28 protein-coding genes are annotated in these 26,518 nt (G+C 73.0%); 10 read left to right on the top strand and 18 right to left on the bottom strand.

From position 1 onward, the window contains the following. Positions 1-112: 112 nt before the first annotated feature. Together V1634_RS33320 and add are read right to left on the bottom strand one after the other, a co-directional pair. Positions 113-1,033 carry a proteasome assembly chaperone family protein gene (locus V1634_RS33320; RefSeq protein ID WP_331211605.1) on the bottom strand — a complete coding sequence of 307 codons (921 nt, stop codon included), beginning with the start codon at positions 1,031-1,033 and terminating at the stop codon, positions 113-115. Between the two features lie 36 nt (positions 1,034-1,069). Beyond that, positions 1,070-2,113 carry an adenosine deaminase gene (gene add / locus V1634_RS33315; RefSeq protein ID WP_331211604.1) on the bottom strand — a complete coding sequence of 348 codons (1,044 nt, stop codon included), beginning with the start codon at positions 2,111-2,113 and terminating at the stop codon, positions 1,070-1,072. Between the two features lie 293 nt (positions 2,114-2,406). Between add and V1634_RS33310 the strand changes: the two genes are divergently transcribed. The 3 genes from V1634_RS33310 (at position 2,407) to V1634_RS33300 (ending at position 4,925) form a co-directional block, all read left to right on the top strand. Next, the gene (locus tag V1634_RS33310; RefSeq protein WP_331211603.1) at positions 2,407-3,696 is read left to right on the top strand and encodes a hypothetical protein; all 1,290 of its coding nucleotides are present in this window, start codon (positions 2,407-2,409) and stop codon (positions 3,694-3,696) included. A gap of 190 nt (positions 3,697-3,886) precedes the next feature. Next, complete coding sequence (locus V1634_RS33305) at positions 3,887-4,033, top strand: hypothetical protein (protein ID WP_331211602.1); 147 nt, start codon at positions 3,887-3,889, stop codon at positions 4,031-4,033. Positions 4,034-4,178: 145 nt separating this feature from the next. Then, positions 4,179-4,925, top strand: coding sequence for an EcsC family protein (locus V1634_RS33300; protein ID WP_407951897.1), 747 nt, complete (start codon positions 4,179-4,181; stop codon positions 4,923-4,925). A 19-nt stretch (positions 4,926-4,944) separates the two neighbouring features. On the opposite strand, the gene V1634_RS33295 is transcribed toward V1634_RS33300, so the two are convergent. Both V1634_RS33295 and V1634_RS33290 read right to left on the bottom strand, forming a co-directional pair. Further along, entirely contained in the window at positions 4,945-5,826 is an 882-nt protein-coding gene (locus V1634_RS33295; protein WP_331211601.1) for a GDSL-type esterase/lipase family protein, read from the bottom strand. A gap of 223 nt (positions 5,827-6,049) precedes the next feature. Further along, on the bottom strand, positions 6,050-6,472 hold the full coding sequence (locus tag V1634_RS33290) for a PPOX class F420-dependent oxidoreductase (RefSeq protein WP_331211600.1): 423 nt from the start codon (positions 6,470-6,472) through the stop codon (positions 6,050-6,052). A gap of 114 nt (positions 6,473-6,586) precedes the next feature. On the opposite strand from V1634_RS33290, the gene V1634_RS33285 reads away from it, so the two are divergent. The 3 genes from V1634_RS33285 (at position 6,587) to V1634_RS33275 (ending at position 9,419) form a co-directional block, all read left to right on the top strand. Further along, on the top strand, positions 6,587-6,856 hold the full coding sequence (locus V1634_RS33285) for a DUF6343 family protein (protein ID WP_331211599.1): 270 nt from the start codon (positions 6,587-6,589) through the stop codon (positions 6,854-6,856). 69 nt (positions 6,857-6,925) lie between these two features. Beyond that, positions 6,926-8,341, top strand: a complete 1,416-nt coding sequence (locus V1634_RS33280; RefSeq protein WP_331211598.1) for an NADP-dependent succinic semialdehyde dehydrogenase — start codon at positions 6,926-6,928, stop codon at positions 8,339-8,341. Positions 8,342-8,441: 100 nt separating this feature from the next. Continuing rightward, positions 8,442-9,419, top strand: a complete 978-nt coding sequence (locus V1634_RS33275) for a TIGR03885 family FMN-dependent LLM class oxidoreductase (RefSeq protein WP_331211597.1) — start codon at positions 8,442-8,444, stop codon at positions 9,417-9,419. Between the two features lie 12 nt (positions 9,420-9,431). Here the strand turns inward: V1634_RS33275 and V1634_RS33270 are convergent, their stop codons facing one another. Further along, a complete protein-coding gene (locus V1634_RS33270) occupies positions 9,432-10,082 on the bottom strand; it encodes a GNAT family N-acetyltransferase (RefSeq protein ID WP_331211596.1) in 651 nt (216 codons plus the stop codon). A 68-nt stretch (positions 10,083-10,150) separates the two neighbouring features. On the opposite strand from V1634_RS33270, the gene V1634_RS33265 reads away from it, so the two are divergent. Continuing rightward, a complete protein-coding gene (locus V1634_RS33265; protein ID WP_331211595.1) occupies positions 10,151-11,575 on the top strand; it encodes an Nramp family divalent metal transporter in 1,425 nt (474 codons plus the stop codon). Positions 11,576-11,630: 55 nt separating this feature from the next. Here the strand turns inward: V1634_RS33265 and V1634_RS33260 are convergent, their stop codons facing one another. Then, positions 11,631-14,723: a glycoside hydrolase family 9 protein gene (locus V1634_RS33260; RefSeq protein WP_331211594.1), complete on the bottom strand. Its 3,093-nt coding sequence runs from the start codon at positions 14,721-14,723 to the stop codon at positions 11,631-11,633. Between the two features lie 332 nt (positions 14,724-15,055). Between V1634_RS33260 and V1634_RS33255 the strand changes: the two genes are divergently transcribed. Continuing rightward, positions 15,056-15,784, top strand: a complete 729-nt coding sequence (locus V1634_RS33255) for a PP2C family protein-serine/threonine phosphatase (protein WP_331211593.1) — start codon at positions 15,056-15,058, stop codon at positions 15,782-15,784. Positions 15,785-15,878: 94 nt separating this feature from the next. Here the strand turns inward: V1634_RS33255 and hrpB are convergent, their stop codons facing one another. The 11 genes from hrpB to V1634_RS33200 all read right to left on the bottom strand — a co-directional run bounded on the left by hrpB (position 15,879) and on the right by V1634_RS33200 (position 24,195). Beyond that, positions 15,879-18,404: an ATP-dependent helicase HrpB gene (gene hrpB, locus V1634_RS33250; RefSeq protein WP_331211592.1), complete on the bottom strand. Its 2,526-nt coding sequence runs from the start codon at positions 18,402-18,404 to the stop codon at positions 15,879-15,881. 134 nt (positions 18,405-18,538) lie between these two features. Continuing rightward, positions 18,539-18,835, bottom strand: a complete 297-nt coding sequence (locus V1634_RS33245) for a gas vesicle protein K (RefSeq protein WP_331211591.1) — start codon at positions 18,833-18,835, stop codon at positions 18,539-18,541. After that, entirely contained in the window at positions 18,829-19,035 is a 207-nt protein-coding gene (locus tag V1634_RS33240) for a gas vesicle protein (RefSeq protein WP_331211590.1), read from the bottom strand. The genes V1634_RS33245 and V1634_RS33240 overlap by 7 nt, the downstream gene beginning before the upstream one ends. Next, on the bottom strand, positions 19,032-19,826 hold the full coding sequence (locus tag V1634_RS33235; RefSeq protein ID WP_331211589.1) for a GvpL/GvpF family gas vesicle protein: 795 nt from the start codon (positions 19,824-19,826) through the stop codon (positions 19,032-19,034). The genes V1634_RS33240 and V1634_RS33235 overlap by 4 nt, the downstream gene beginning before the upstream one ends. Then, positions 19,823-20,155 carry a gas vesicle protein gene (locus V1634_RS33230; protein WP_331211693.1) on the bottom strand — a complete coding sequence of 111 codons (333 nt, stop codon included), beginning with the start codon at positions 20,153-20,155 and terminating at the stop codon, positions 19,823-19,825. Before V1634_RS33230 ends, V1634_RS33235 begins: the two co-directional genes overlap by 4 nt. Positions 20,156-20,166: 11 nt before the next feature. Then, positions 20,167-20,742, bottom strand: a complete 576-nt coding sequence (gene gvpO, locus V1634_RS33225; RefSeq protein ID WP_331211588.1) for a gas vesicle protein GvpO — start codon at positions 20,740-20,742, stop codon at positions 20,167-20,169. Position 20,743: 1 nt separating this feature from the next. Beyond that, positions 20,744-20,986: a gas vesicle protein GvpG gene (locus V1634_RS33220; RefSeq protein WP_331211692.1), complete on the bottom strand. Its 243-nt coding sequence runs from the start codon at positions 20,984-20,986 to the stop codon at positions 20,744-20,746. Between the two features lie 15 nt (positions 20,987-21,001). Beyond that, entirely contained in the window at positions 21,002-21,784 is a 783-nt protein-coding gene (locus V1634_RS33215) for a GvpL/GvpF family gas vesicle protein (RefSeq protein ID WP_331211587.1), read from the bottom strand. Between the two features lies 1 nt (position 21,785). Then, the gene (gene gvpJ / locus V1634_RS35600) at positions 21,786-22,178 is read right to left on the bottom strand and encodes a gas vesicle protein GvpJ (protein ID WP_331211586.1); all 393 of its coding nucleotides are present in this window, start codon (positions 22,176-22,178) and stop codon (positions 21,786-21,788) included. Continuing rightward, complete coding sequence (locus V1634_RS33205; RefSeq protein ID WP_331211585.1) at positions 22,175-23,092, bottom strand: SRPBCC family protein; 918 nt, start codon at positions 23,090-23,092, stop codon at positions 22,175-22,177. The genes gvpJ and V1634_RS33205 overlap by 4 nt, the downstream gene beginning before the upstream one ends. 209 nt (positions 23,093-23,301) lie before the next feature. Further along, positions 23,302-24,195, bottom strand: coding sequence for a hypothetical protein (locus V1634_RS33200; protein ID WP_331211584.1), 894 nt, complete (start codon positions 24,193-24,195; stop codon positions 23,302-23,304). Between the two features lie 370 nt (positions 24,196-24,565). Between V1634_RS33200 and V1634_RS33195 the strand changes: the two genes are divergently transcribed. Further along, positions 24,566-25,036: an AraC family transcriptional regulator gene (locus V1634_RS33195; RefSeq protein WP_331211583.1), complete on the top strand. Its 471-nt coding sequence runs from the start codon at positions 24,566-24,568 to the stop codon at positions 25,034-25,036. Then, positions 25,033-25,464, top strand: a complete 432-nt coding sequence (locus V1634_RS33190) for a VOC family protein (protein ID WP_331211582.1) — start codon at positions 25,033-25,035, stop codon at positions 25,462-25,464. The genes V1634_RS33195 and V1634_RS33190 overlap by 4 nt, the downstream gene beginning before the upstream one ends. 78 nt (positions 25,465-25,542) lie before the next feature. On the opposite strand, the gene V1634_RS33185 is transcribed toward V1634_RS33190, so the two are convergent. Beyond that, positions 25,543-26,358, bottom strand: coding sequence for a SigB/SigF/SigG family RNA polymerase sigma factor (locus V1634_RS33185; protein WP_331205637.1), 816 nt, complete (start codon positions 26,356-26,358; stop codon positions 25,543-25,545). Positions 26,359-26,518 lie beyond the last annotated feature (160 nt).

The raw sequence follows: 26,518 nt of genomic DNA, 5'->3' as shown, positions 1-26,518 counted from the left end.
CCTGCCCGATCGGGCCGGGAAACGCAGGCGCGCGACGCGCGGATGACGGTGACGCCGGTCCGCCCGGCGCCGACGTACCGGTACGTGCGCACGTACCGGTACGTGGACGCCGTCAGTTGGCGGGGTTGTCCCCGGGGCGGCCCTGCTCGGCGAGGAAGCGTTCCAGTTCCGCGCCGAGTTCGTCGGCGGTGGGCAGCGGACCGGTCTGGTTGGCGAGCAGGTTCGGCTCGCCCCGGCCCCGGGTGAAGGCGTCGTACTGCTCCTCCAGCGCCTGCACCAGCGAGGTCGCCTCGTCGGTCTGCGCCACCTGGCGGTCGATGTCGACCCGGACGGCCTCGGCGGCGGTACGCAGCGACTCGGTGGGCAGCAGCAGCCCGGTGGCCCGGGAGACCGAGGTCAGCAGCAGTTCGGCCGCGCCCGGATATTCGGTCTGGGCCACGTAGTGCGGCACGTGCACCGCGAAGCCGACCGCGTCCCGGCCCTGCTCGCCGAGACGGAACTCGAGCAGGTTGCCGGCGCTGCCGGGCACCTGGATGCGTTGCAGCCAGGACTCGTAGCCGGTGATCAGCTCCGGTCGGGTGGCGTGCGCGGTCACCCCGACCGGGCGGGTGTGCGGTACCGCCATCGGGATCGCGTTCAGTCCGATCGTCACCCGTACGCCGAGCCGCCGGATCAGGCTGGTCAGCGCGGCGATGAACCGTTCCCACTGGAAGTCCGGCTCGGGGCCGGAGAGCAGCAGGAACGGGGTGTTCTCGTCGTCGCGCAGCAGGTGCAGTTCGAGCTTCGGCTGCTCGTAGTGCTCCCAGTGGTCCTCGACGAAGATCATCGTCGGTCGCCGGGACCGGTAGTCGAGCAACTGGTCGACGTCGAAGGTGGCGATCGTCCGGGACTCGAGGGTCGACACCAGGTGTTCCCGGGCCAGCCGGGTCGCGTTTCCGGCGTCGACGAAGCCGGAAAGCGCCTGGATCAGCACCGGCTGACCCAGCTCGGGCAGATCGTCGGTGAGCTGGTAGAGCTCGTTCGGGTCGAGCACCGGTCAGGACCTCCTCGGGGTACGCCGGGACGCGCCTCACGCGGAGGGCGCCCCGATGTAGCAAACGCTGCCGCTATCTTGGTGCATTCCACCGAGCCACTCCGCGACCCCTGCCAGCATCGTCGCCCGGATCTCAGCCGGCGCGGCCGACGCCTGGACCGACGCCCGGGCCAGGGCGGCCAACTCGTCGTCGGTGCAGCCGAGCACGTCCCGGGCCAGCACGTACTGGTCGAGCAGGCTCGTTCCGAACAGCAGGGGATCGTCCGTGCCGAGTGCCACCGGCACCCCGGCGGTGAGCAGGGCGCGCAGCGGGGTGGCCGGCAGCCCGCTGGTGACGCCGAACGGCGGGTATGAGCTGGGGCACACCTCCATCGCCACCGCCCGCCCGGCCAGCAGGTCGAGGGTGGCCGGGTCGGCCGCTGCGGTCACCCCGTGCCCGACCCGGTCCGCGCCGAGCAGCGTGACGCAGTCCCGGACGTGCCAGGCGGCCTCGTAGAAGCCGCTGTGCGGCACGGCCAGCAACCCGGCCCCGGTAGCCGTCCGCATCGCGGGTACGAAGTCGGCGATCCTGCCCCGGCGTTCGTCGTTGGAGAGGCCGAAGCCGACGACCCCGTGCCCGGCGTACCGGGCGGCGAGCCGGGCGATCCGCTCCGCCTGGGCCGGCGGCCCGGCCCAGCTGGCCGCCAGCACCACTCCGGTACGCCCGCCGGCCGCACCGGAGAGGATCGCCTCCACCACCGGCTCCGGCCCGCCCAGCCGGTCGGCGTACGTCGTCGGGTCGACCTGGATCTCCACCCAGCCCGCGCCGTCGGCGAGGTTGTCGGCGGTCGCCTCGGCCACCACCCGGCTCAGGTCGTCGGCGGTCCGCAGTGCCGCCCGGGCGAGGTCGTAGCGGCTCTGGAACGCGGCCCAGCCGGTGAGGAGGCCGGTCGGCAGCGGCTCGGGCAGCGGCAGGCCGTCCCGGTCCGCCAGCTCGGCCAGCGTCTCCGGCCGCATCGAGCCGGTGAGGTGCAGGTGCAGGTTGGTCTTCGGCAGCCGACGGAGGTCGCGGCGCTGGTTCGGGTCGGTGACCGGTGCCATAGTCCACGGTCTCACGAGACGGACCGGTCCGGGGAACCGGTGGGGGACCGGCCGGCCGAGCGTGCCTCGGCCGATCGGAGGAGGTGGCCGATGTGGCGTCGAGTGACGGTTGATTCGAAGGTAGATGCCCTGTTGATGGCATACAGGTGCTGTTTACCTTTTGCCGTGGTTGTCATATCTGACCGGCGCCGCCACCGCCTGCGGTCCCTTGACCGGTTGCCTACCCCTCAGATGTGGCGGAGGCCACCCGGTGACTCCCCGTAGCCGGCCATCGACCTGCCTAGCCTCGTCGGATGCCTGACGACGACCGTTCTGAGACCGCGTACTCCGCCGTACCCAGCACTGTCCGATCGGATGATGCCGCCTCCTCCGACTCGACATCCGGCGCTGCCCCGCACCAGTCGCCCGGGGCGCCCCGCCCCACCCCGGCCGGGCTGCACAGGCTCGTACTCCTGCTGTCGGCGCTGCTCGGTCAGCTCCGGCCGTTCGGCCCGGCAGTGACGCGGCGGCTGGCCCGGGCCGCCGCCGCCGTGGCCCGCAGCGCCCGCCCCGGCGCCCTCGCCGCCGGCCGGCTGGCCGGCGTGGCGGCCGCCCGGCTGCGGGTCGCCGCCGGGCCGGCCCTGGCCGGACTCCGGACCGTGCGACGACGCCTGCGCCGGGCCGTCGAGCCCGGGTTGGTCCGGTTCCGCCAGGTGGTCGAGCCGAGGTGGACCCGGTTCCGCCGGCTGCCCGCCGTGCGCAGCACCGAGCAGCGGGTACGTCGGGCGGCCGCCCGGGTCGCACCACCAGCCCGTCGGATCACCGCCCGGGCCGGCGCCCTGGCCGCCCGGACCGGACTGCCGGACCGGCTCGGCCTGCGCCGTCCGGGCCGGGTCGCGGTGGCGGCCGGGCTGCTCTGCTGCCTCGGCGTGCTGGCCGCCGTCGAGGCGGTCTCGCCGCCGGCCGGCCCCGCCGGCAGCAGCACCGCGAACGCCGAGGACCGGGTGGCGCTCTCCCGACCGGACGACAGCACCGGCGACCGGGCCGGCACGGACCGCTCGGCGGAGCGGTCCAGCCGCTCCGGCGGCCACGACCGGTCGGCCGCCGCCAGGTCGGACGAGGCGGACCCGGACACCTCCTCGCCGCTCGACGACGCGGCACCGGTGGCCGGACTGACCGAGGTCCAGATGGACAACGCCCGGGCGATCGTCCGGACCGGCCGGGACATGGGGATGCCGAGGCGAGGACTGATCATCGGCGTGGCCACCGCCATGCAGGAGAGCAACCTGCTCAACCGGGCCAGCGAGGTACTGCCGGAGTCCAAGCGCTACCGGCACCAGGGCACCGGCTGGGACCACGACTCGGTCGGGCTCTTCCAGCAGCGCACCAGCAGCGGCTGGGGGCCGGTGAACCGGCTGATGGACCCGGCGTACGCGAGTGCCCGGTTCTTCGAGGCGCTGCGCCAGGTACCCGGCTGGCAGCGGATGCGGCTGACCGAGGCGGCCCAGGCGGTGCAGTACTCGGCCTACCCCGAGCACTACGCCAAGCACGAGGGTCAGGCGACCAGGGTCGTCGACGCGCTCATCCCGTCCTCGCACCGCTGAGGGGCGCCCCCCGCCGCAGTGCCGGCCCGCCGTCGACGGCGGGCCGGCTCGACCCGCCGGACATCGACGGGCGGCGACTTGATCGGTCCCGCCACGATAGAGGCGTGGACCCGTGGCGAACCGCGAGGCCGGTGTGGCCGGACCGGGGATCGGGTAAACCTGGTAGCAGGACCACACGAGGAGGACCGAGATGGCGTCACTGGTGCAACGGATACGGATGTTCCTCAGATCTCCGCAGGGCCGGCAGTTCGTCGAACGGGGCCGACGGGAACTGGCCAAGCCGCAGAACCAGCACCGGATGCGTCAGATCATGTCCCGGCTGCGCGGGCGACGCTGACCATCGACCACCCGGCCGCCGTCGACCGTCGGGTCGGCTGGCCGGCGCCCCTCCTCGTCGATGGGTGCCGCCCGCCGGTCCCGGCCGGGCCGGATCGGTCGGTAGTGCCCCAATCCGTCCGTCTCGAAGATCCGGAGTGTGTCCCGTGACCGAGTTCCAGCCGGCGGGCGGCGGAACCGCCGTGCCGGTACCGCCGACCGACCGTACGCCGCCGGCCGCCGACGACCCGGAGCTGGTCGTCGCCCCGCCCAGCGGGTTGTGGGAGCGGATGAGGGCCGATCCGCAGTACGCCCCGGAGCACCTCGCCCTGGAGGCGGTACGGCGGATCGGGCCGCAGGCCCGGACCTGGGCCGAACGCCACCGCGCCCGGTATCCGCAGATGACGCCGGAGGCCATGGCCGAGACGGCGATCCGGAAGTTCGTCAACCACGCCCGGGTCTCGGGAGCGATCTCCGGGGCCGCCGGCCTGCCCGGCGCGGTCCTCGACATGGGTGTCCTGGCCTGGACCCAGGCCCGGATGGTGCTCTACGTCGCGGCCGCGTACGGTCACGACCCCGAGCACGCCGACCGGGCCAGCGACCTGCTCGTGCTACAGCGAGTCCACAAGATCACCGAGACGGCGCGGCTGGCCCTCGGGGTGGCCGCCGGACGGGAGCGGATCGACGCCCTGCGGGGCCGGTCGGAAGCCCCGTTGGCCCAGGTGATGCTGCGCCTCGGCCTGAAGCTGGCGCAGATGGCCGGTGTCCGGGCCGCCAAGCGGCTGCTCGCCAAGGCGGTGCCGGGCGCGGCGGTGGTGCTGGGCAGTTGGGCGAACTCCTCGGCCACCAAGAGCCTGGCGGAGCGGTCCCGGGAGCTGTACCGGCCCCACGCGATCACGCCGCCGAGCCGGTAATCCCCGCCACCGGTCGGGCTCAGCCGGCGCGGCGGGCCGGGCCGGCCAGGCCGGAGGCCCGCCAGGCCACCTCGGCCAGCTCGTTCTGCCCGGCCACGTTCGGGTGGAAGTAGTCCAGCCGGTTCAGCAGATCCAGGCCGAACCGCACCCGGTGCGCCGCGCCGCCGTCGTAGCGGCAGCGCGAGCCGTACGCCTTGCAGGCGGCGGCGAGCTGCTCGTTGTACGCGTCGATCCGGGCCCGGAACGTCGAGCGGCGGGTACGGTCGGCCGGCGCGGTGGAGGTGGGGCTGGCCAGCAGGGCGGGGCAGATCCGACCCCGCCAGGCGCGTACCGCCCGGGCGTCCTCGTGGCCGACCTCCCAGACGCGGTACAGGTTCGGGATGCTCACCACCAGTACCCGGGCCTTCGGCAGGCCCTTCTTCAGGGTGGCGAGTCCACGGTCGATCTCGGTGCGGAACGCCGTCACGCCGGTCATGTCCTCGATCCCGCCCCGGCAGGCGTCGTTCGCTCCGATGAGTACGGTCACGTACTCCACTCTGGCGCGTACCGCCGCGGCGGCCTGGGTGGTCAGGCCCGAGGCGCGGGCCCCGTTCACCGCCTCGTTGTGCGCCTTGCCGCGGATGGCCGGGTTCACCTCGCGCAGTCGCCGGTAGATGCTCTCCACCCGGCTGCTCTCCCCGGTGGACCACGAGTTGCGTTGGCAGGCGGCGAGGACCAGGCAGGAGCCGAAGCCGGCGGTCATGGAGTCACCGAGTGCCGCGATCGAGTCGGGCAGTCCGGGCCGGGGCGTGCCGGGCGGGGGATCGGGCTGGCCGCCACCCCCACCGCCGCCGGAGCCCTCACAGGCCAGTGCGAAGGCCGCGAGCACGGCGGTGACGGCGGCGGTCCAACGTCTGGGCATGCTTCTCTCCGTACAGAGCGGACAGCAATCGCTCCGTAACTGTACGCGGCGCCGACGTCGGCCCGGAACCCTCGACGGCGCCGTCGCGGCACGCGGATCACCGACACCTGGCCCGGACCGGCCCGCTCCGGACGGGACCGTCGGCGGACGTCGTCCGAGTGGTGCGGACGTCGTCCGAGTGGTCCGGCGGCAGCGGTCCGGCGGCGCGGGGACCGGGTGACGGTCAGCGGCTGCGCTGCGGCTGCCCGTTGCTGACGGCGACGAAGCTCTCCGGGCGGATGGTCACGATCACCCGATCCGGGGCGTCCCCGATCTCGTAGACGTTGTCGTACCGCTGTTGCAGGGACTGGTAGAAGGACGCGACCTCGTCGTCGTCCTCGATCTTCTCCACCACACCCCGCACCTCCAGGAACCGGTACGGGTCGTCGGGGTCGGCGATCGAGAGCGCCACCCGGGGATCGCGCTGCACGTTGCGGAACTTCTGCCGGCGCTTGGTGTGGGTCATCCTGATCCGTCCGCCGTCCCAGGCGAACCACATCACGTTGCTCTGCGGTCCGCCGTCGGGGCGGGTGGTCGCCAGGTGCGCGAAGAGCGGACGGGTCAGCAGGTCCGCGTGGCTGGGCGGGGGAGTGGGACCGGTCGTCATATCACCCGTTATACCCATCCTGGGCGCCGGAATCCCCACCGTCGGCGCGGCGCGCCGGGGCGGTCGGAGACGCCGGCCAGGTTAACCCACCCCCATACCGGGTAGTTGGCCGAAATGGCCTCGAGATCGCAGCCCCGACGGGCGAAAGGGACGGTTGGCCACCCGTACAGTGCGCTGAACCTGCGCCTGGCGCTGGCCGCCTTCGGTCTGGTGATCTGCGTGGTGCTGGGCGTGCTGGCGCTCCGGGCCGACCTGCTGGTCCTCGCGGCGGTCCTCGGCATCCTCGCCGTGGTCGCCGTGGTCGACCTGGTGGTGATCCAGCGCCGCCGGGCGGCGCGGCGCCGGGAGGAACCGCCGGGCACGAAGCACTCGCTCTTCGAGTGAGCACGGAGCCGGTCCGGCCGCCCGCGACCCGCACTCCGGCCGATCCGCCGACATCGAAGGGAGTACGACATGTCGATCGCCACCATCGACCCGACCACCGGACAGGTGCTCAAGACCTTCGAGGAGATGACGGGCGAGCAGTTGACCGCCGCCCTCGCCCGGGCGGCGGCCGGCTTCGACGAGCTGCGTGCCACCACCTTCGCCGACCGGGCCCGGTGGATGTCCGCCGTCGCGGACCTGCTCGAGGTCGAGTGCGACGGCGTGGCCCGGATGATGACGACGGAGATGGCCAAGACGTACGCCTCGGCCAAGGCGGAGGTGGCCAAGTGCGCGGCCGCCTGCCGGTACTACGCGGCGCACGCCGAGCGGTTCCTCGCCGACGAGCCCGCCGACGCCGGTTCGATCGGTGCCACCTCGGCGTACGGCCGCTACTTCCCGATGGGTCCGGTGCTGGCGGTGATGCCGTGGAACTTCCCGCTCTGGCAGGTCATGCGGTTCGCCGCGCCGGCCCTGATGGCCGGCAACACCGGGCTGCTCAAGCACGCCTCCAACGTGCCGCAGACCGCGCTCTATCTGGACGAGCTGTTCCGCCGGGCCGGCTTCCCGGCCGGTGCGTTCCAGGCCCTGATGATCGGTTCGGAGCGGATCGAGGAGGTGTTGGCCGACCCCCGGGTCCGGGCCGCGACGCTGACCGGCAGCGAGGGCGCCGGCCGCTCGGTGGGGTCGATCGCCGGCAGGTACCTCAAGAAGACGGTGCTGGAACTCGGCGGCAGCGACCCGTTCGTGGTGATGCCCTCGGCCGACGTGGCCCGGGCGGCCGAGGTGGCCACGGTGGCCCGCTGCCAGAACAACGGCCAGTCCTGCATCGCGGCGAAGCGGTTCATCGTGCACACCGAGGTCTACGACGAGTTCGCCGAGGCGTTCGTGGCCCGGATGTCGGCGCTGCGACTGGGTGACCCGATGGACGACTCGACCGACATCGGGCCGCTCGCCACCGAGCGGGGCCGCGACGAGGTGGCCGAGCAGGTGCGGGACGCCGTGGCGAAGGGGGCGAGGGTGCTCTGCGGCGGCGAGCTGCCGGACCGGCCCGGCTGGTGGTACCCGCCGACCGTCGTGACCGAGTTGACCCCGCAGATGCGGATGTACGCCGAGGAGGTCTTCGGACCCGTCGCCGGCCTCTACCGGGTCGGCTCCTACGAGGAGGCGATCGAGGTGGCCAACGGCACCGACTACGGCCTCGGCTCCAACGCCTGGACCCGGGACCCGGACGAGCAGCAGCGGTTCGTCGCCGACCTGGACGCCGGGATGGTTTTCGTCAACGGGATGACCACGTCCTATCCGGAACTGCCGTTCGGCGGCGTCGGCAACTCCGGCTACGGCCGCGAACTCTCGGCCCAGGGCATCCGGGAGTTCTGCAACCTCAAGGCCGTCTGGATCGGCGCGGGGGATTCGGGCGGCGCGGGGGCGGGCGCGCACAGCGAGTAGCCCGCCGGGACAACCCGGCCGGCCCCCGGGTACCGGTCGGCGGATTTTCGTCGCCGTACCGGGTGTGCGGGGCGGGGCCGACGGGGTACGGGAGACCGCCATGACGGTCTTCGGGCTCCACGCCTCGCACGAGCAGATCCACCCCGCCGAGTTGCTCCGGGCCGTCGTCCGGGCCCAGGAGGCGGGGTTCGACGCGGCCATGTCGTCCGACCACTTCTCGCCGTGGAGTGCCCGGCAGGGGCAGTCCGGCTTCGCCTGGTCCTGGCTGGGTGCCGCGTTACAGGCCAGCACCCTGCCGTTCGGCGTCGTCAACGCGCCCGGCCAGCGCTACCACCCGGCGATCATCGCGCAGGCGATCGGCACCCTCGGCGCGATGTACCCCGGCCGGTTCTGGGCCGCGCTGGGCAGCGGGGAGGCGAGCAACGAGCACATCACCGGGGCGGGCTGGCCGCGCAAGGAGATCCGGACGGCCCGGCTGCGGGAGTGCGTCGACGTGATCCGGGCGCTGCTGGCCGGTGAGGAGGTCAGCCACGACGGACTGGTCACCGTGGACCGGGCCCGGCTCTGGACCCGGCCCGAGGAGCCGCCCGCACTGGTCGGCGCGGCGGTCAGCGAGGCGACCGCCCGGTGGTGCGCCGAGTGGGCGGACGGCCTGATCACCGTGAACGCGCCGGTCTCCCGGCTGCGCCGGATGGTCGACGCCTACCGGGACGCGGGCGGCCGGGGCAAGCTGCACCTCCAGGTCCACCTGAGCTGGGCCCCCGACCAGGCGGAGGCGGCCCGGATCGCGTACGACCAGTGGCGCAGCAACGTCTTCGCCCCGCCGGTCTGCTGGGATCTGGAGATGACCGAGCACTTCGACGTCGTCTCCGAACAGGTGTCGCCGGAACGGGTCGCCGAGGTGGTCAACGTCTCCGCCGACCTGGGCCGGCACGCGGCGCTGCTGCGCGAGTACGCCGACCTCGGCTTCGACGAGATCTACCTGCACCACGTGGGGCAGCACCAGGACGCCTTCATCGACACCTTCGGGGCGAAGGTGCTACCCGAGCTGCGGACGGGCGGGTCGGACCAGAGCTGAGCCGTGCCCGGCTCAGGTCGTGCCCGCCCCGTCGTCGCCGGAGCGGGGCCGCAGGCGGCGTTCGAGGAGCTGGCCCGGCCAGCGCCGGTCGGCCAGCGGCACGGTGAACGGTTCGGTGGCGGTGAAACCCTGGCTCTCGTAGTAGCGGACCAGGGCGCCGTCGTCACCTGCGTAGCAGTCCACCCGGAGCAGGCCGACCCCCTGGTCCCGGGCGAGATCCTCGGCGTACTCCAGCAGCCGGGCGCCGATCCGCCGCCCGGCGTGGGCGCGGTCGCTGACCAGCAGATTGACGTACAACTCGGGTTCGGTCGCGGCCGGGACGTGCGGCACCGCCGTGCCGACGACGAGCGCCCCGACCGGACGCCCGGCGACCTCGGCGACGTAGAGCTCGCCGTCGGCGGCCCAGCGCCGGACCTGGGCGATCCGGCGCGGGTTGCCGGAGTGCGGCGAGCTGCCCCACTGACCGATGCGGCCACGCTGCACCAGCCAGCGGGTGGCGCCGTCGAGCAGGGCCAGCACCGCGGCGACGTCGTCGGAGCCGCCGGGCCGGACGACGAGCTGATTCGTGACCTCCTCCCGGGATCCGTCCGCGGCGCAGGCGGGCCTCCGGTCGGACCCGTCGCGCGGTTCAGGTCGAGTAGGGCTCGTTGGCACATCGTCCATGTTGGCAGAAGATGCATTTACCACCACCACTGCGAACCGATTTCGCATCCGGCACCAGGAGGTCACCGATGACGCAGACCGCCGCCGACCGATTTCCGACCAAGCACCTGCCCGGCGTCGCCGTCCGGGAACTACCCCCGCCACCCCGATCGGCCTGGTCGATCATCGGGCCCGGGGTGATCGCTGCCGGCGTCGGCCTGGCGTCCGGCGAGTTCATCCTCTTTCCGTACATCGCCTCGCAGGTGGGGCTGGTCTTCCTCTGGGCCGCCGCAATCGGCATCGTCACCCAGTGGTTCCTGAACATGGAGATCGAGCGTTACACCCTGGCCACCGGGGAAACCGCGCTGACCGGCTTCTCCCGGTTCTGGCGGCACTGGGGACTGGTCTTCGCGATCATGGTCTACTTCGCCAACCTATGGCCGGGCTGGGCGTCCAGCTCGGCCACCATGCTGACGTACCTCTTCGGCGGCGACGCCACCTGGATCGCGGTCGGCCTGCTGCTGGCGATCGGCGCGACCCTCACCCTTGCCCCGGTGGTCTACACCGCCCTGGAGCGGATCGAGTTCGTCAAGGTCGGCCTGGTGCTCCTCTTCATCCTGGTCGCGGTGGTCTTCGCCATCTCGGCCCGGGCCTGGGGCGACCTGCCGAGCGCGGTGACCGCCCCCGAGTTCCCCACCGAACTCGGCTTCGCGCTGATGCTCTCCGCGCTGGTCTTCGCCGGTGCCGGCGGCGGGCAGAACCTGCTGCAGTCCAACTGGATCCGGGACAAGGGCTACGGGATGGGCAAGTACGTCCCCCGGCTGGTCAGCCCGGTCACCGGTCGGGAGGAGGCGGCCCCGGACGGCCGCGGCTTCGTCTTCGAGCCGACCGAGGAGAACCTGGCCCGCTGGCGGCGCTGGTGGCGGCTGGCCAACCGGGAACAGTTGGTCACCTTCGCGCTGATCTCGTTCGTCACCATCGTGCTGACCTCGCTGCTCGCGTACTCCACCGTGTACGGCGTGCCGGGGCTGGCGAACAGCGTCTCCTTCCTCCAGGTGGAGGGGGAGCGGCTCAAGGAGATCGTCGGACCCTGGTTCGGCACCCTGTTCTGGGCGATCGGGGCGCTCTCGCTCTTCGCCGCCGCGATGGGCATCGTCGACTACACCAGCCGGCTCGCCGCCGACGTGCTCAAGACGGCGTACCTGCCCCGGTTCTCCGAGAGCCGGATCTACTTCGCGCTGGTCTGGGGCCTGGTCGGGCTCGGCTGCGTCATCCTGCTGGCCGGCTTCGACCAGCCGCTGATCCTGCTGGTCATCTCGGCCTGCGTCGGCGGACTGATGATGTTCTTCTACTCGATCCTGCTGCTGGTGCTCAACCGTCGGGTACTGCCCGAGCAGATCCGCCCTCGGTCCTATCGGGTCGTCGCGCTGGTCTGGTCGGTACTGCTCTTCGGAGTCTTCTCCGCGCTGACCGTCTGGCAGCAGGGCGACCGCCTGCTCGACTGGCTGCGCTGAAAGGAAGGGCCCCTTCTTATCGCTTTTTGTATAAGAAGGGGCCCTTCCTTGCACCTCAGCTGCAGGGGAGGCCGTTGACGGTGAACAGCACCGGGTTCGGGTTCGGGCCACCGGCGGTGGTGGCGTTGAAGCCGAACATCTGGCTGGCGCCCGGTGCGATCCGCGAGTTGTACGACTCGTTCCGCGCGGTGACCCGGGCACCCGTCTGGGTCACCTTCGCCATCCACGCCTCCCGGATCTTCTGGTCGCCGTTGAACGCGAAGCTCAACGTCCAGCCGTTGATCGGCGTGGTGCCGGTGTTGGTGATGGTCGCCTGCCCGGTGAACCCGCCGCCCTCGGCCCAGACGCCGTGGTTGACGTACGTGACCCGGCAGCCCGAGCCGGCCGGCACCGAGGTGCTGCCGCCCTGGTCGGCCAGGAACGAGGCGATCCAGGCGAGCGCCGAGTTCCAGTTGATCGCGACTTCGTTGGTGGCGTACGAGGCGATGTCGTCGACGTAGCAGAACATCGGCGCACAGCCCTCCAGCAACTCCTTGGCGAACGGGTCGTCGAGGCTGGCGTTGGCGCCACCGGCGATCGAGCCGGCCGGCGGGTTCGGCAGCGACTCGTCGGACTGGTTGCCGAAGATCCGGCTGTGCTGGTTCTTCGACGCCTTCTCGCCCCATCCGGTCACGTACGACTGGTTCAGCGCGTTGCGGCCGAAGATGTAGTCCATGCCCTGCACGGCGCCGTCCCGGTATTTCGCCTGCCCGGTCAGGTCGAAGGCGGTGGCCAGTACGACGGCGTTGTTGATGATGTTGCTGTTGGCGCCCCAGAAGTAGCTGTTCGGGGTGCCGGGCATGGGCAGCCCGTAGGCCTGCCCCTGCGCGGTGGCCAGATAGCGGTCGGCGGCGGCCACCACCGAGGCGCGGACCCGGTCCCGGTCGGCCGCCGGCAGGCCGCTCGGCACGGTGGCCAGGTCGAGCCGGCCGAGCGCGGCGGTGCTGCCCCAGCCGAAGCCGTGCGCCCCGAAGACCGCCTCGTCGTCGGTGTGGTGCTGCGAGCCGGTCAGGTCGGCGAGGTAGGAGGCTTCACCGGTGCTCAGGTAGAGCTCGGCGGCGGCCCAGTAGAACTCGTCGCTGACGTCACCGTCGGCGTAGGAGCCGCCGCCGTTGCCGTCCGCCGGGTCGGCGTACCGGGTCGGGTTCGCCTTGGCCGCCGCGTACGCCGTGCTGGCCGCGGTCCGGCAGCGCTGCGCGAACGCGGCGTCGTACGGGGCGAAGAGCCGGGCGCACTGCGCGGCCGTGGCGGCCAGGTTGAGCGTCGCCGCCGTGGACGGTGGGTGCAGCTCGCGCAGCTCCGGGTCGTCCTCGGGTTGCAGGGGCAGCCCGGTCCAGTTCTGGTCGTGGATCTTGTGGTGTGCCATCCCGGCCAGCGGCTTGCCGGCCGGCACCTGCATCCGGAGCAGGAACTCCAGCTCCCAGCGTGCCTCGTCGAGAATGTCCGGCACGTCGTTGTCGCGTTCTGGCAGCCGGAGGGTTCCGTCGCCGAGCGCGGCACCGCCACCGGCGGTGGGGGCGGTCTTGGTCCGCTCGAAGGCGTTCAGTAGCTGGTAGGTGGCGATGCCGCCGTTCACGACGTACTTGCCGTGGTCACCGGCGTCGTACCAGCCGCCCCGGACGTCGAGGCGGTAGTCGCAGACTCCGGGCTGGCACGGTACGTCGGTGTCGCCCTTGTTCGGCGCCACGCCGAGGTGTCCGGCCGGCCGGGCGTACTCCTCGCCGACCAGGTCGCCGTCGATGGCGATACCGCTGCGCTGGATGTAGAAGAACTGGAGCGAGTCGGAGCGGAGCTGCTTCCAGACGTCGGCCGAGATGTCGAACGGGTGACTGGTCTGGCCGTCGGCGCTGAGCGTGTAGCCGGTGCCCGGGGTGCGGTACGCGGAGAAGTCGACGGTGTGCACGTTCTGCGCCGACGCCTGGTCCACGCCGCGCGGGGTGCTCCGCCCGCTGGCGACCACGGCGCCCGCGGCCGACTTCAGCTCCCAGCCCAGCGGCTCGGTGGCCTCGGTGACGATCGTGGCGTTCTTCGGCCCCGCCGGCAGGTAGCCGACCTGGTTGACCCGGACCCGTGGCCCGGTGTCCGGCACGTACGGCGGTTCCTCCTCGCCGCCGAGCAGCGAGGCGTTGTCCAGGCAGAACGTGAACGCCTCCGCGTTGCCGCCGACCTGGAAGGCCACCTGGGCGACCTCGGTGTCGGCGGTGGCGGTGAAGGTCCGCTCGACGTGCTGTGCCTCGGCGCCGAAGGTGACGTCCTCGGCGAAGAACGAGGTGTACGGGTCGACGCCGAGCTGCACCGCCACCCGTACGGTCGCGCCGGGGGTGGCGGAGGCGTCGAAGGAGAGCGTGTACGACTCGCCGTTGACCAGCGTCACGTCGTTCTGCCCGACGCCGCCGTCCCACGGGTTGGCCAGCCCGGTCGGTACGGCGGAGCAGAGCCGGCCGTCGGTCACCCCGGTCGAGGTGGTGCCGTAGGAGTACCAGCCGGTGGTGCCGTTGGCGAAGTCGCCGTTGGTCAACTGTTCGGCGCCGCCGGGTGGCGGTCCGGTGTCGGCGTCACTGCTCAGCGAGACGTCGTCCAGGCAGAACGTGTACGCCTCGGCGGCGCCGCCGAGCTGGAACGTGAGGGTGCCGTTGGCCGAGTCGAGGGTGCCGGTGAACTCGTACCCGAACTCCTCGGCGGTGGCGTCGAGCGCGACGTCCCGGGAGAAGACCGTGGTGTACGGCTCCTCGTTGAGCTGGACGTTCGCCTTGACCGTGACCGGTGCGCTGGCCGAGGCGCGGAACCGCAGCGCATAGCTGGCGCCGTCGCCCAGCGGGATGGTGTTGTGGCCGAGGCTGGCGTCCCAGGGGTTGGCGAGGCCGCCGGGGACCTCGGTGCAGAGCTGGCCGTCGGTCGCGCTGAGCGTGAGGTTGGCGGTTGACCACCACGGCGCGGTGCTGTCGGTGAAGGTGCCGTTGACGATGTGCTCGGTCGGCGCGAGGGTGCCGGTGGAGCCGTCGGGCCGGGCCTGCGCTCCGGTGGCGGTGCCGGTGAGCAGCAGGGCGGCGGTGGCGAGCAGGGTGACCGCGCGGGAGGACCGGCGGTGGCGGTGGCGGGGTTGGAGCACGGGGGATCCCTTCCGGTGGGCGTGCCGCCAGCGGACCGCGCAGCATGCGGGTTCGCGGCGGCGAAGCACTCGGGTTCGCGGGGGTGGAACCGGCAGCGCTGGTGGGAGCGCTCCCAATACGGAGCCGATGTTGCCAGCCCGTTTCTGGCGTGTCAATCGACCAGGCTGGATAGAATTCCGGCCGGTCGGTGCTCCGCAGGCCGGTCACCGGCGCCGGAACGGCTCGCGGTTCGTGATCACCGTAGCCACGTACGGTAAATTTCGATCGCCACTCCGGCCCGTTGGTGATCTACTGCAAGCATTCTGGCCGTCTTTTTGGCAGGCTGCCTGCCATGAGCCTGAAGCTGCGATCCGTGGCGGTCAGCGACCGTGGCCTGATCCGGGGCGCCAACCAGGATTCCGTGCACGCCGGACCCTGGCTGCTCGCCGTGGCCGACGGCATGGGCGGAATGGCGGCCGGTGACCTGGCCAGCACCATCGCCATCGACGCGATCCGGCCACTGGACGTGGCGACGCCGGAGGAGGGGCTGGTCGCCGCCCTCCAGGGCGCCGTGGACACGGCGAGCGCGGGCATCCGGGCGGCCGTCGCCGAGGATCCGGAACGGCAGGGCATGGGCACCACCCTGACCGCGCTGCTGCTCGCCCGCACCGGTGCCTGCCTCGCCCTGGCCCACGTCGGCGACTCCCGGGCGTACCTGCTGCGCGGCGGCACGATGACCCAGCTCACCCGGGACGACACGTTCGTGCAGATGCTGATCGACGAGGGGGTGATCAGCCCGGAGGAGGCGCACAGCCACCCCCGCCGGGCCGTGGTCACCCGGGCCCTCCAGGGCGAGCCCGTCACCCCCACCTACACCACCGTGGTGCCGCAGACCGGCGACCGGTGGCTGCTCTGCAGCGACGGGCTCTCCAACGTGGTGCGCCCGGACAGCCTCGCCGAGGCGCTGCTCGGCTACCCCGACCCGGCCGGCTGCGCGCAGCGCCTGGTCGACCTCGCCCTGCGGGCCGGCGGACCGGACAACATCACCGTCGTGGTCGCGGACGTCGTCGACACCCCCTGACCGCGCCGCGCCGGTCTCCCACCCGCGAGTACGACCGGCGCCTCCGCCGAATACGACCGGCGCCGTCCCACCCCGGGTACGCCCGGCGGGGCCGCTACCTGCGCCGGGGTCGCAGACCGCGGGTCGGGTCCGCCTCGGTCGGGTCCGCCGGCCACGGGTGCCGGGGATAGCGGCCGCGCAACTCGGCGCGTACCTGCGGATAGCCGGTCCGCCAGAACGAGGCGAGGTCCCGGGTCACCGCGACCGGACGGCCGGCCGGGGAGAGCAGGTGCAGCAGCACCGGCACCCGCCCGTCGGCGATCCGGGGTACGTCCCGCCAGCCGAAGGTCTCCTGCAACTTGACCGCCAGTACCGGTGCCGCCGGATCCGAGTAGTCCACCCGGTGCCGTGACCCGCTCGGCACGGCCAGCCGCTCCGGGGCCAACTCGTCCAACCGGGCCGCCTCCCGCCACGGCAGCAGCCGGCGCAGCGCGGCCACGACGTCGATCCGGGCCAGATCGGCCCGGCGCCGGGCACCGGCCAGCTCCGGGCCGAGCCAATCGTCGGCCCGGTCCAGCAGCGCCGCGTCGGTCACCTCCGGCCACTGCCCGCCCAGGGCCTGGCGGCAGAACGCGAGCCGGGCGCGCAACTCCCGCGCCTGCCGGGTCCAGGTCAGCAGGTCGAGCCCGACCTGACGCAGCCCGTCCCGGAGCGCGGCGGCGACCCGGGCCGGGTCGGGCCGGGTCAGCGGGCGCTCCACCAGCACGATCGCGCCCAGCCGCTCCACCTCGCGGGCCAGCACGTCCCCGCCGGACCAGGCGATCTCCTGCTCCCGCCGCAGCAGCGCGGCACCGGCCTCCCGGGCGGTGGCCTCGTCCACCACCGCGGCCTGGCGGATCGCCGCGCCCCGGCGCCCCGGTGCCCGGTCGGCCACCGAGATCGCCAGCCACTCCGCCCCGGCCAGCGGCGAGCCCGGCGCCAGGTCCGCCGCGGTGCCGCCGGCCATCAGGTACGTCCCGGCGCCGGCCTGCCGGACCCGGGCCAGCCGCTCCGGGTACGCCAACCCGACCAGCAACCCGGCGGCCAGGTCGTCCGACAGGCCCGGCCCGGCCCGGCGGGCGGGCGGTGCGGCGGAGGGCGGCGACTCGTCGAGGGCGCTGCGCAGCCGGTCCACCTCCGCCCGCCACCTGGCACTGGCGGGATCCGTACCCGAGCGGAGCCGGCGCCAGCTGCCGACCAGATCGTCGCCGGGAGCGGACTCGGCGAGTACCGCGACCACCTCGGCGGCCCGGCCCGGACGCACCGGGGCGGCACCGTCCAGCAGCGCCCGGGCCAGCCGTGGATGGGCGCCGACCGCCGCCATCGCCCGGCCCCGCCCGGTCACCCGGCCGTCCGGGGCGACCGCGCCGAGCGCCTCCAGGGTGGAGCGGGCCACCTGCATCGCCGCCGCCGGTGGCGGATCCGGCAGCGCCAGCCCGTGGCCGTCCGGGCGCCCCCAGCAGGCGAGCTGCAACGCGAAGGCGGTGAGGTCGGCGACCGCGATCTCCGGCTCGGGCTGCGCCGGCAGCCGGTCGTGCTCCGCCGCCGACCAGCACCGGTAGACCCGGCCCGGCGCCTCCCGGCCGGCCCGCCCGGCACGCTGCGTCGCCGCCGCCCGGGACACCGGCACCGTCACCAGCGCGCCGAGCCCCCGAGCCAGGTCGGTCCGGGCCACCCGGCTCAGCCCGGCGTCGACCACCACCCGCACCCCGGGCACGGTGAGGCTGGTCTCCGCGACGGCGGTGGCCAGCACGACCCGGCGCCGACCGGTGGCCGGGCGGAGTGCGGCGTCCTGCTCGGCACTGGACTGCCGGCCGTGCAGGCGGACCAGGTCGGTGCCGGCCAGCCCGGCCAGCCGGCCGGCGACACCGTTGATCTCCCCGGCGCCGGGGAGGAAGACCAGCAGGTCGCCCTCGTGTTCGGCCAGCGCCCGGCGTACGGTGGTCGCCACGTGGTCGAGCAGCCGGGGATCCACCCGCAGCCCGTGCGGCGGGTCCACCGGCCGGGGCGGCGGGGCCCAGACCACGTCGACCGGGTACGCCCGGCCCTCGGCGCGCACTACCGGTGCCGGTTCCGCCGCCGAGCCGAGCAACACGCCGAGTCGCTCCTCCTGGGCGGTGGCGGACATCGCCAGCAGCCACAGGTCGGGCCGGAGCGCGGCCCGGGCCTCGATGCCGAACGCCAGGGCCAGATCGGCGTCGAGTTGCCGCTCGTGGGCCTCGTCCAGGAGTACCGCGCCGACGCCGGGCAACTCCGGGTCGTGCTGGAGCCGCTGCACCAGCAGGCCGGTGGTGACCACCTCGATCCTGGTCCGGGCACTGGTCCGGCGCTCGCCGCGCACCGCGTACCCGACGGTTTCGCCGACCCGTTCGCCGCGCAGCTCCGCCATCCGGCGGGCGGCGGCCCGGGCCGCGACCCGGCGCGGCTGGGCGACGACGATCCGCCCGTCGACCCGGTCGGCCAGCGCCAGCGGGACCAGCGTGGTCTTCCCGGCCCCGGGCGGTGCCACCAGCACCGCCGCGCCGCGCTCCGCCAGCGTCTCGACCAGGGCCGGCAGCACGTGCCGGACCGGCAGGTCGGCGGCGGGTCCGGGCGGTGACATCCGGCCAGTGTCGCACCGCCGGCAGCACCGGTCGGGCTCCGGTCCGCTCCAGGGCACCTAGGCCCGCTCCGCGGCTGGTCCGGCTCCGGTCAGGCTCCGGAGCTGGTCCGGCTCCGGAGCTGGTCCGGCTCCGGTCAGTCCCGGGGCAGCAGCGGGCCGAGCGGCCCGAGGTCGAGGTTGAGATCCTCCGGCGACAGGCCGAAGTGCTCCCGCAGCTCGGTCATCTGCTGGTCCAGCGCCATCAGGGTGCTCCCGACCCGCTCGATCTGCTCCTCGGTCAGGTCGCCCTGGTCGATCCGGCGCAGCGCCTGCCGCTCCATCAACTGCCGCAGCAGCTCCACGATGGTGAGCACCAGGCTGGCGAGGCCGCGCTCGACCCCGTCCCGGTCCACCTCGACCCGTCCCGACCGGGGCTGCTCGGGGCTCAGCACGGCGTACCGCCGTCGATCGGGTCCGCCCGGTCGGCGGCGCGTACGGAGGCGAGCAGCGCCCGCAGCGAGACGTACACCAGGTCCACGTCGGCGATCGAGAGCACCAGGTCGCCACTGACCACGACTCCGGTGCCGAGTACCCGGTCGAGGAGGTCGACCAGGGCGATCGGCTGGCTCTCCAGCACCTCCCGCCCGCTCACCGCGGCACCCCGTCGGTGCTCTCGTCGAGCGCGGCGAACGAGTACGGCGGCCACGGCCCGGTCAGCTCCAGCCGGAGCATCGGCTGGCGGGTACCCAGCTCCCGGACCAGCTCGGCGAAGTCCGCCGCCCGCCCGGCGGGCAGCAGGTACGCGCCGTTGAGCACCATCGGGTCGGGTATCCCGCTCAGGCTCCTGTCCTGCGGCCGGTGCCGGCGGGCCGCCTCGGCCTGCCCGGTCAGCGCCGCGTGCACCGCCTCGACTCCCTCCGCCGCCGCCCGCCGAGCCGCCTCGCCCGCCGCCAGCGCGGTCCGCCGACGACGCAGGTACTCCGCACCGGCACCGCTGCCCCCGGACGGCTGTACGGTCACGGCCCCCGCTGCCTCGGAGGCGCGGACCGAGTACGCCTTCACACCCCACTCGGCCCGGTCGGTGAGCCGGTCGAGGGCGGCGCCGAACTCCAGCTGCCGATCGTGCAACCCGGCCCGGAGCGCGGCGCCGTCCTGATAGACCGTGGCCAGCCGGGCCGGCAGGGTCGGGCCGAGCCGCCAGACCGCCTCGATGACCCGGTGGTGGGCGCTCGCCGCCGCCTCCAGCCAGCGCAGGTCGCCCAGGTTCCGGTGCAGGGCCGCCTCGCCGTACTCGTCGAGGTCCACCGGCACCACCACCGCGTCCAGGTCGCCGATCCGCACCGCGTCGACCGGTGCTCCGCCCGCCCCGGTCAGCCCAGCCAGCCGGTCGGCGCACAGGTATCGGGTCACGGCGTGCAGCCAGACCCCCGAGCCGCCGCTCATCGTTCCTCCTCCGCCCGCCGTCCAATGCCGTCGGGCAGCGCCCGGTCCGGCGACCGCGCGTCGGCACCCGACCCGACGGACGGGCGGGAACGGCCGCCGAGGAACGGGTCGTGCTCCCACCAGTCGATCCCCATCTCCCGAGCGGTGTCGACGGAGGCGACCACCAGGCGCAGCTTGATGGTGAGCAGTTCGATGTCGAGCAGGTTCACCCTGATGTCGCCGGCGATCACCACGCCGCGGTCGAGTACCCGCTCCAGGATGTCCGCCAGGTTGCCGGTGTCACCGGTCGCCGGTCGGACCTGACCGTGCCCGTATACCGGTTGTGGCATCGTCACGTCGGTCACCCCGTCCCGGTTCCGCTGTCGCCCCGGCCACGCGGATACCGCCGTGTCCGCCGGTAGCCGGTCAACTCCCCGCTGGCGTCCAGTTCGGTCCGATAGACCGCGAGGATGTCCGCCGAGGAGGGCACCCGGGCGTCCTCGACGACCTCGACACCGACCAGCCAGCCCCGCTCGGTGCGGTCCAGCGAGGTGACCCCGGTGACCTGCTTGCCGGTCAGGCCGGCGATCTGTCGTGCCCCGTTCAGGGCCGCGACCCGCGCGGAGATCGGCCGGGCCGGGTCGGCCCGCCGCCGAGCCGCCCGCTGCCGGTTCCCGGCCCGGTGCGCCAGGCCGTCGTCGTGGTACTCGTCGGCCCGGTCGTCGCTGTCGCGGTCGTCGCTGTCGCGGTCGTCGCTGTCGACCACGTCGCTGTCGTCCGCGTCGTGGTCGTCGTGGTCGTCGCCCTCGTCGTAGTCCTCGTCCTGGTCGTAGTCGTCGTGCTCGTCGTAGTCCTCGTGCTCGTCGTAGTCGTCGTTCTCGACCGGGTGGTTGGCGTGCTCCCGGTAGCGGCCGGCGCGCTGGGTGCGCTCCGCCATGTCATCTCCCTTCAGGTGCCGTCTCCGACGGGTGGGCCCGGGCGATCAGGCGATCGAGGATCCGCTGCTGTGCCTGTGCGAGTTCCGGTTCCGAGATCTCGCCGGCCGCCGCCGCATCGGCCAGCGCGGTCAGTTCGCGCTGCACGTTGACCGGGTCGTAGAGTTCGCGTTCCGCCTGGTCGCGCAGTAGCCGGGCCAGCCCGGTCAGCCCGCGTACCGGGCTGAGTGGCAGGGCGAGCAGCATGCCCAACACCGGCCGTCACCGCCCCGGCCCGGAGGGGACGAAGTCCCAGGGTGCGGTCGGGCCGATCGACCGGACTGTCGCCCAGTCCCGCCACGCCTCGGCGAGGTCGCGTACCGCGTCCGTGAAGTCCGCTCCGCGTCGTCGGTCCAGCAGGAACGCGACCCGGGCGGCGTCCTGCTCGTGCTGCGGCGGCAGCGGCGCCTCGGCCAGGCAGTACGGGGCGAGTGCCTCGGTCAGCCGCTCGGTGTCCGCCGCCCGGCGTGCCTCCACCGCCCGGGCGACGATCTCACCGAGCCGGATCCGCAGGTCGACATCGGCGTCCGCGGGCCGGCCACGCAACCGGTCGCGCAGGTCGGCGGCCTCCGGCTCGTCGGCCAGTACGCCGGCCAGCAGCGTCCGCTCGACGTACCGGGCCCGGACGACGTACTCGACCCGGCCGTCCAGCTCGGCCAGCGCGGCCCGGTACTCGTCGTGGCGCAGCCCCAGCAGCTCGGTGACCGCCGCCGCGCTCGGCAGAACCGTGCCGAACCGTACCGGCAGTACCGGTACCTCGGCGGTCACCGCGACGCCGTCCAGCAGGTCGCGGTAGGCCACCAGATCCTCGGGACGTCCCAGTCGTACGTCCAGGGGCGTCTCGCTGACCAGGGCCGCGACGTCGCCGTGCCGGATCGTGGTTACCGGTCCGAGTGGGTCACCCAGACCCCGGGCCTGCGCGGTCACCTCGACGTCCGCCGGCACCAGCCCGTAGACGAACTGCCCGACGCCAGCATCGGCGTCCACCATGGACGGTGAAGTCATCTCAGTCCTCCTCCCGGCGACGGCGGCGAGGAACCCGCTCCCGGTCCCGGCCGCTGTTGCCGCTGTTGCCGACGATCTCGCCGAGGGCGTCGCCGGCCTTCTCCACCAGTCCGGCCTTCGGGCCGGAGACCAGGTCCGGCAGGCCCTTGTCCCGGGTCGCCGAGAGGTCGAGCCGGTTCGTCGCCTCGGCGAACCGCAGGTACGTGTCGACGCTGGCGACCACGACCCGGGCGTCGACGGTCAGCAGCCGGATGCCGACCAGGCTGACCGCCAGGTGGGCGTCGATGACCACACCCTTGTCCAGGATCATCCCGACCACCTCGGCCAGGTCCGAGCCGCCCCCGCCGGACGCGCCGCCCCCGCCGCCGTCGGTCCGTCGCACGATGTCGGTCATCGCCCTCGTCCTCCCCGACTGCTCCGGCCGGCCTGTTCGGCCTCGCCCCTGGCCCGTTCCGCGCCGCCACCGCTGCTGCCTCCGGTGCCGGTACGCCCGGTGCGTCCGCCCTCACCCCGGCTGCCGGCTCCGCCGTCGCGGCTGGTCCCGGACCGGTGGGTGGCCCCGGACGGCTGCGACGCGCCACGGCGGCGCCGGGCGTCGTCGTCGTTCGACGGTTCGGCCGGGTCACCGTCGCGGACGACCCGCCCGTCCCGGATCTCGCCGCGCCAGCCCTGTACCTCGTCGGGGTGCAGGATCGTCTCGGTCATCACGTGCCGGACGAAGTGCTTGAGTTCGAGGCGTACCCGGCGGCCCTGGGCCCGCCAGAGATTGCCGGTCCGCTCGAAGAGCCCCTGCGGGTGGTACTCGAGCACCAGCAGGATCCGGGTCAGGTCTGGGGTGACCTCGTGGAAGGTCACCGTCCCGTCCACCGAGCCCTTGTCGCCGGTGGACCGCCACACGATCCGCTCGTCCGGGACCTGCTCGATGGTGCTGGAGCGCCAGCTACGGTGCGACCAGAAGACCTGCGCCTTCCAGGTCAGCTCCTCGGCCGAGGTCCGTTCGACATGCTCCACCTTCTTCATGAACCGGGGGAAGTCCTCGAACCGGGTCCACTGGTCGTACGCCACCCGCCGGGGCACGCCGACCTCGATCGACTCGACGATGTTGGTCACCTTCAGCTTCTCCTTCGCGCCGCCGCCCCGGCCCAGCGCGGTCCGTACCCGCTCCTTCACGGCGGCGAGTCCGGCGGCCAGCCCCGCCTTCGCGGGGGAGGCACCTTCGGCCAGCCGTCCGGCGCCGGCCTTCGCGGCCGCCCCGGTCGGCCCACCGCGCTCGGCGTACCGGACGAGTCGTTCGGTGGTAGCACCCATCCGACCGGTCGCGGCCGTGACGACGCGTTCGCCGGCCGCGCCGGCCAGACCCCGGAGCGCCTCGGTCAGTCCTGCCGATCCTGCCGAGCCAGCCGATCCCGTCGGTCCGGTCGAGGTGGTCGAGTTGCGCCGGGGCGCCGCTCCGCCGTCGGTCGAGCGGGTCGCCCGTCCGCGGCCGGGACGGGTCTTTGCCGCACTGTCAGCCGGGTTCATCGGGTCCTCCGTCGTACCGGAGCGGCCTCGGTCGAGGCTCGCCGCCGGGCCGGCTGCTGCCCGGACGTGGCCCTGGGCCGCCTCCGGTCGCCTGCCCGCTCGGCCGCCGTGCGCTGCCGGGCGGGGCCGTCCGGGTCGCTGTCGTCGTCCGCGTCGCTGTCGTCCGTGTCGTCGTCCGGGTCGCTGTCGTCCGCGTCCTCGTCGGCGCCGTCCTCGTCGGCGTCCGGACCTTCGATGTCGTCGTCCCGGAGGTCGGCGCCGGACTCCGGTCCTTCGTCGACGGAGTCGTCGTCGAGGAACTCGTCGTCCTCGAACTCGTCGAGGTCGTCCTCCTCCTCGTCGTCCGCCGGCCGGCGACCTCGGCGGGCCGACGTCCGGATGTCGGACAGCCTGCGGCGGGACCGCTTGACCGGCTGCTCTGCCTGGTCCGCCCGGTCCGCCCGGTCCGCCTGGTCCGGCTCGTCCGCCTGGTCCGGCTCGTCCGCCTGGTCCGGCTCGTCCGTCTGGTCCGGCTCGTCCGCCTGGTCCGGCTCGTCCGCCTGGTCCGGCTCGTCCGCCTGGTCCGGCTCGTCCGGTCGCCCCGGTCCGGCTGCCCGCCCCGGGTCGGTACGCTCGCGCAGCCCGGCGCTGACCGAGTCGATGCGCCGGGTGACCGCGCTGGTCGCGGCGGCTCGGGTCGCCGCTACCAGCGGGGCGCCCAACTCGGCGATCCGGCCCAGCTCGGAGGAGTCGCCGAGCAGCTTCACCCCGCGGGTCAGCAGCCCGCGATCACCGCTGAACCGGCCGGCCACCACCGCGCCGCCCAGCATTGCGACCAGCCCCAGCTTCCGGTGCCGTCCGACCAGATAGCCGACGCCGGCCCCCAAGGCGATCTGCGTCGCTCTGTTCATTCTCGTCATTCCCTTCGGTGAACCCGTGGCGCGCCGGCCATTCGGTCATAGTCATTTCCTCGTCAGCGGCAGGCCGTACCCGGGGCGCCGTCGAAGGAAAACGCCATTTCGAATTGCTGTGACGGAGGCCACGTGCGACCGGGGGAGAACCGTGCACATACCGCTGATGAGCTGCGGATTCGTTGAGAGGGCGCAGCCCGGCGACAATGGCGCGAAGGGCGATCGGTGGCAGTAAACGGCAGAGCGAGAAAGGGAGAGGGAGAGCGAACCCGTCGGGGGCGGAATGGACACGAACGCCCATTCCTCGCGCAGAGGATCGATTCTCCGACTGTCGTCCCGGCGGCGACTCGATGCCCTAGACTGGGCCGCCATGAGCGTGCCGCCGCGCCGGGCCCCCGGAGACCTGCTGGTGCACCTGCGTCGGGCGCGCGACCACGCGGACCTGCACTACGCCGACCCGCTGGACCTGGGCACCCTGGCGGCGGTCGCCGGGATCAGCAAATACCACTTCCAGCGCCTCTTCACGGCGACGTACGGGGTCTCCCCGGCGGTGCACCTGAGCCGACGGCGGGTGGAGCGGGCCCAGGATCTGCTCCGGTCCACCAACCTCACCGTCACGGAGGTCTGCCACGCGGTCGGGTTCACCAGCCTGGGCTCGTTCAGCAGCCGGTTCCGCGAGCTGGTCGGCGAGACGCCGAGCGAATTCCAGCGCCGCTGGGCGGCGAGCGGTGCTCCCCGGATCCCGGGCTGCTTCGTGTTCATGTGGGGACTCGCCGAGCGGCGCGGCTCCGCAACCGGGGAGAAGCCGGTTCCGGCGACCGCTCCTAGCCTGGTCGCATGATCACCAACATCTCGATCACCAGCGTGTTCGTGAAGGATATCGACGCTTCGAAGGCGTTCTACCTCGACGTGCTCGGCTTCGAGGAGCACACCGACATCACCCTCGCGGACGGCTCCTACCGCTGGTGCACCGTCAAGCACCCCAAGCAGCCTGAGTTGGAGGTACACCTGACCGTGCCGGGTCCGCCGTACTCGCCGGAGATGGTGAGCGCGATCGACCGGGAGATGGACTCCGGCGGGATGTTCGGGCTCGGCCTGCACGTGGACGACTGCCGTCGGACGTACGACGAGCTTCGCGCCAGGGGCGTCGAGTTCATCCACACCCCGGAGGAGCGTCCGTACGGCGTCGAGGCGGTCGCTCGGGACAACTCGGGCAACTGGATCGTGCTGGTCGAGCCTCGGGAGTACTCCGCCGCCGAGTTCGGCTGAACAAACACCACCGCCCTACCCGGTGGCCGGCGCGGTCGTCCGCTCGGGCCGCCGGGTAGGGCGGAGGTGTGCCTGCGCTCAGTACGTGTCGGCGAGTTGGCCGCGGAGTTTGGTGAGGGCGCGGGTGAGGAGGCGGCTGATGTGCATTTGGGAGACGCCGATCTGTTCGGCGATCTGGGATTGGGTGAGGTTGCCGTAGAAGCGGAGGGTGAGGATTTTCTGTTCGCGTTCGTCGAGGGTGGCGAGGGCGGGGCCGAGGGCGACGCGGAGTTCGGCGAGTTCGTATTCGTTGTCTTCGGCGCCGAGGAGGTCGCCGAGTTCGGTGGTGCGGTCGCCGTCGCCGGTGGGGGTGGACAGGGAGACGGCGTTGTAGGCGCGGGCGCCTTCGAGTCCTTCGAGGACTTCTTCTTCGGTGAGGTTGAGGTGGGTGGCGATGTCGGTGATGGTGGGGGAGCGGCCGAGGGTTTGTAGGAGGTTGCTGTTGGCTTCGCTGATGGCGAGGCGGAGTTCCTGGAGGCGGCGGGGGACGCGGATGTCCCAGGTGCGGTCGCGGAAGTGTCGTTTGAGTTCGCCGATGATGGTGGGGATGGCGTAGCCGGCGAAATCGACGCCGCGGGTGGGGTCCCATTTGTCGATGGCTTTGATGAGGCCGACGGCGGCGGTCTGGGTGAGGTCGTCGGTGGGTTCGCCGCGTCCGCTGTAGCGGTGGGCGAGGTGGTGGGCCAGGGGGAGCCAGGCTTCGATGGCCTTGTCGCGGAGGGCGGGTCGGGAGGGGTGGTGGGTGGGTAGGGCGGTCATGGCGTGCAGGAGTTCGGTGGCGGTGTCGTTGGGGGTGGGGTGTGTGGTCCGGGTGGTGGCCGGGGCCGTGGTGGTGGGGGCTGTGGTGGTTGTCATGGTGGTCCTCCCTGCTGGGTGGGCGGGGGTGTGAGTTGTTCGGTGGTGGAGGTTGGTTATGTGGTGGTCGGGTGGTGGAGGTGTCGTGTGGCTGTTCAGGCATCACCTTAGCCCGTTGGTATCGGCGGATGCTAGCCGAACGGCTGATGTATAAAACGGA

The sequence above is a fragment of the Plantactinospora veratri genome (assembly GCF_036421995.1).
Classification (GTDB): Bacteria; Actinomycetota; Actinomycetes; order Mycobacteriales; family Micromonosporaceae; genus Plantactinospora; species Plantactinospora veratri.
Note: the sequence above shows the minus strand (reverse complement) of the source record. Positions and strands in the feature narration are given on the sequence as shown.

Bases quoted from the DNA above. Each gene is read 5' to 3' on its own strand.
- add (WP_331211604.1), bottom strand. From the start codon at position 2,113: ATGGCACCGGTCACCGACCCGAACCAGCGCCGCGACCTCCGTCGGCTG.
- V1634_RS33310 (WP_331211603.1), top strand. From the start codon at position 2,407: ATGCCTGACGACGACCGTTCTGAGACCGCGTACTCCGCCGTACCCAGC.
- V1634_RS33305 (WP_331211602.1), top strand. From the start codon at position 3,887: ATGGCGTCACTGGTGCAACGGATACGGATGTTCCTCAGATCTCCGCAG.
- V1634_RS33295 (WP_331211601.1), bottom strand. From the start codon at position 5,826: ATGCCCAGACGTTGGACCGCCGCCGTCACCGCCGTGCTCGCGGCCTTC.
- V1634_RS33290 (WP_331211600.1), bottom strand. From the start codon at position 6,472: ATGACGACCGGTCCCACTCCCCCGCCCAGCCACGCGGACCTGCTGACC.
- V1634_RS33285 (WP_331211599.1), top strand. From the start codon at position 6,587: ATGGCCTCGAGATCGCAGCCCCGACGGGCGAAAGGGACGGTTGGCCAC.
- V1634_RS33280 (WP_331211598.1), top strand. From the start codon at position 6,926: ATGTCGATCGCCACCATCGACCCGACCACCGGACAGGTGCTCAAGACC.
- V1634_RS33275 (WP_331211597.1), top strand. From the start codon at position 8,442: ATGACGGTCTTCGGGCTCCACGCCTCGCACGAGCAGATCCACCCCGCC.
- V1634_RS33270 (WP_331211596.1), bottom strand. From the start codon at position 10,082: ATGGACGATGTGCCAACGAGCCCTACTCGACCTGAACCGCGCGACGGG.
- V1634_RS33265 (WP_331211595.1), top strand. From the start codon at position 10,151: ATGACGCAGACCGCCGCCGACCGATTTCCGACCAAGCACCTGCCCGGC.
- V1634_RS33255 (WP_331211593.1), top strand. From the start codon at position 15,056: ATGAGCCTGAAGCTGCGATCCGTGGCGGTCAGCGACCGTGGCCTGATC.
- hrpB (WP_331211592.1), bottom strand. From the start codon at position 18,404: ATGTCACCGCCCGGACCCGCCGCCGACCTGCCGGTCCGGCACGTGCTG.
- V1634_RS33235 (WP_331211589.1), bottom strand. From the start codon at position 19,826: ATGAGCGGCGGCTCGGGGGTCTGGCTGCACGCCGTGACCCGATACCTG.
- V1634_RS33230 (WP_331211693.1), bottom strand. From the start codon at position 20,155: ATGCCACAACCGGTATACGGGCACGGTCAGGTCCGACCGGCGACCGGT.
- gvpO (WP_331211588.1), bottom strand. From the start codon at position 20,742: ATGGCGGAGCGCACCCAGCGCGCCGGCCGCTACCGGGAGCACGCCAAC.
- V1634_RS33220 (WP_331211692.1), bottom strand. From the start codon at position 20,986: ATGCTGCTCGCCCTGCCACTCAGCCCGGTACGCGGGCTGACCGGGCTG.
- V1634_RS33215 (WP_331211587.1), bottom strand. From the start codon at position 21,784: ATGACTTCACCGTCCATGGTGGACGCCGATGCTGGCGTCGGGCAGTTC.
- gvpJ (WP_331211586.1), bottom strand. From the start codon at position 22,178: ATGACCGACATCGTGCGACGGACCGACGGCGGCGGGGGCGGCGCGTCC.
- V1634_RS33205 (WP_331211585.1), bottom strand. From the start codon at position 23,092: ATGGGTGCTACCACCGAACGACTCGTCCGGTACGCCGAGCGCGGTGGG.
- V1634_RS33200 (WP_331211584.1), bottom strand. From the start codon at position 24,195: ATGAACAGAGCGACGCAGATCGCCTTGGGGGCCGGCGTCGGCTATCTG.
- V1634_RS33195 (WP_331211583.1), top strand. From the start codon at position 24,566: ATGAGCGTGCCGCCGCGCCGGGCCCCCGGAGACCTGCTGGTGCACCTG.
- V1634_RS33190 (WP_331211582.1), top strand. From the start codon at position 25,033: ATGATCACCAACATCTCGATCACCAGCGTGTTCGTGAAGGATATCGAC.
- V1634_RS33185 (WP_331205637.1), bottom strand. From the start codon at position 26,358: ATGACAACCACCACAGCCCCCACCACCACGGCCCCGGCCACCACCCGG.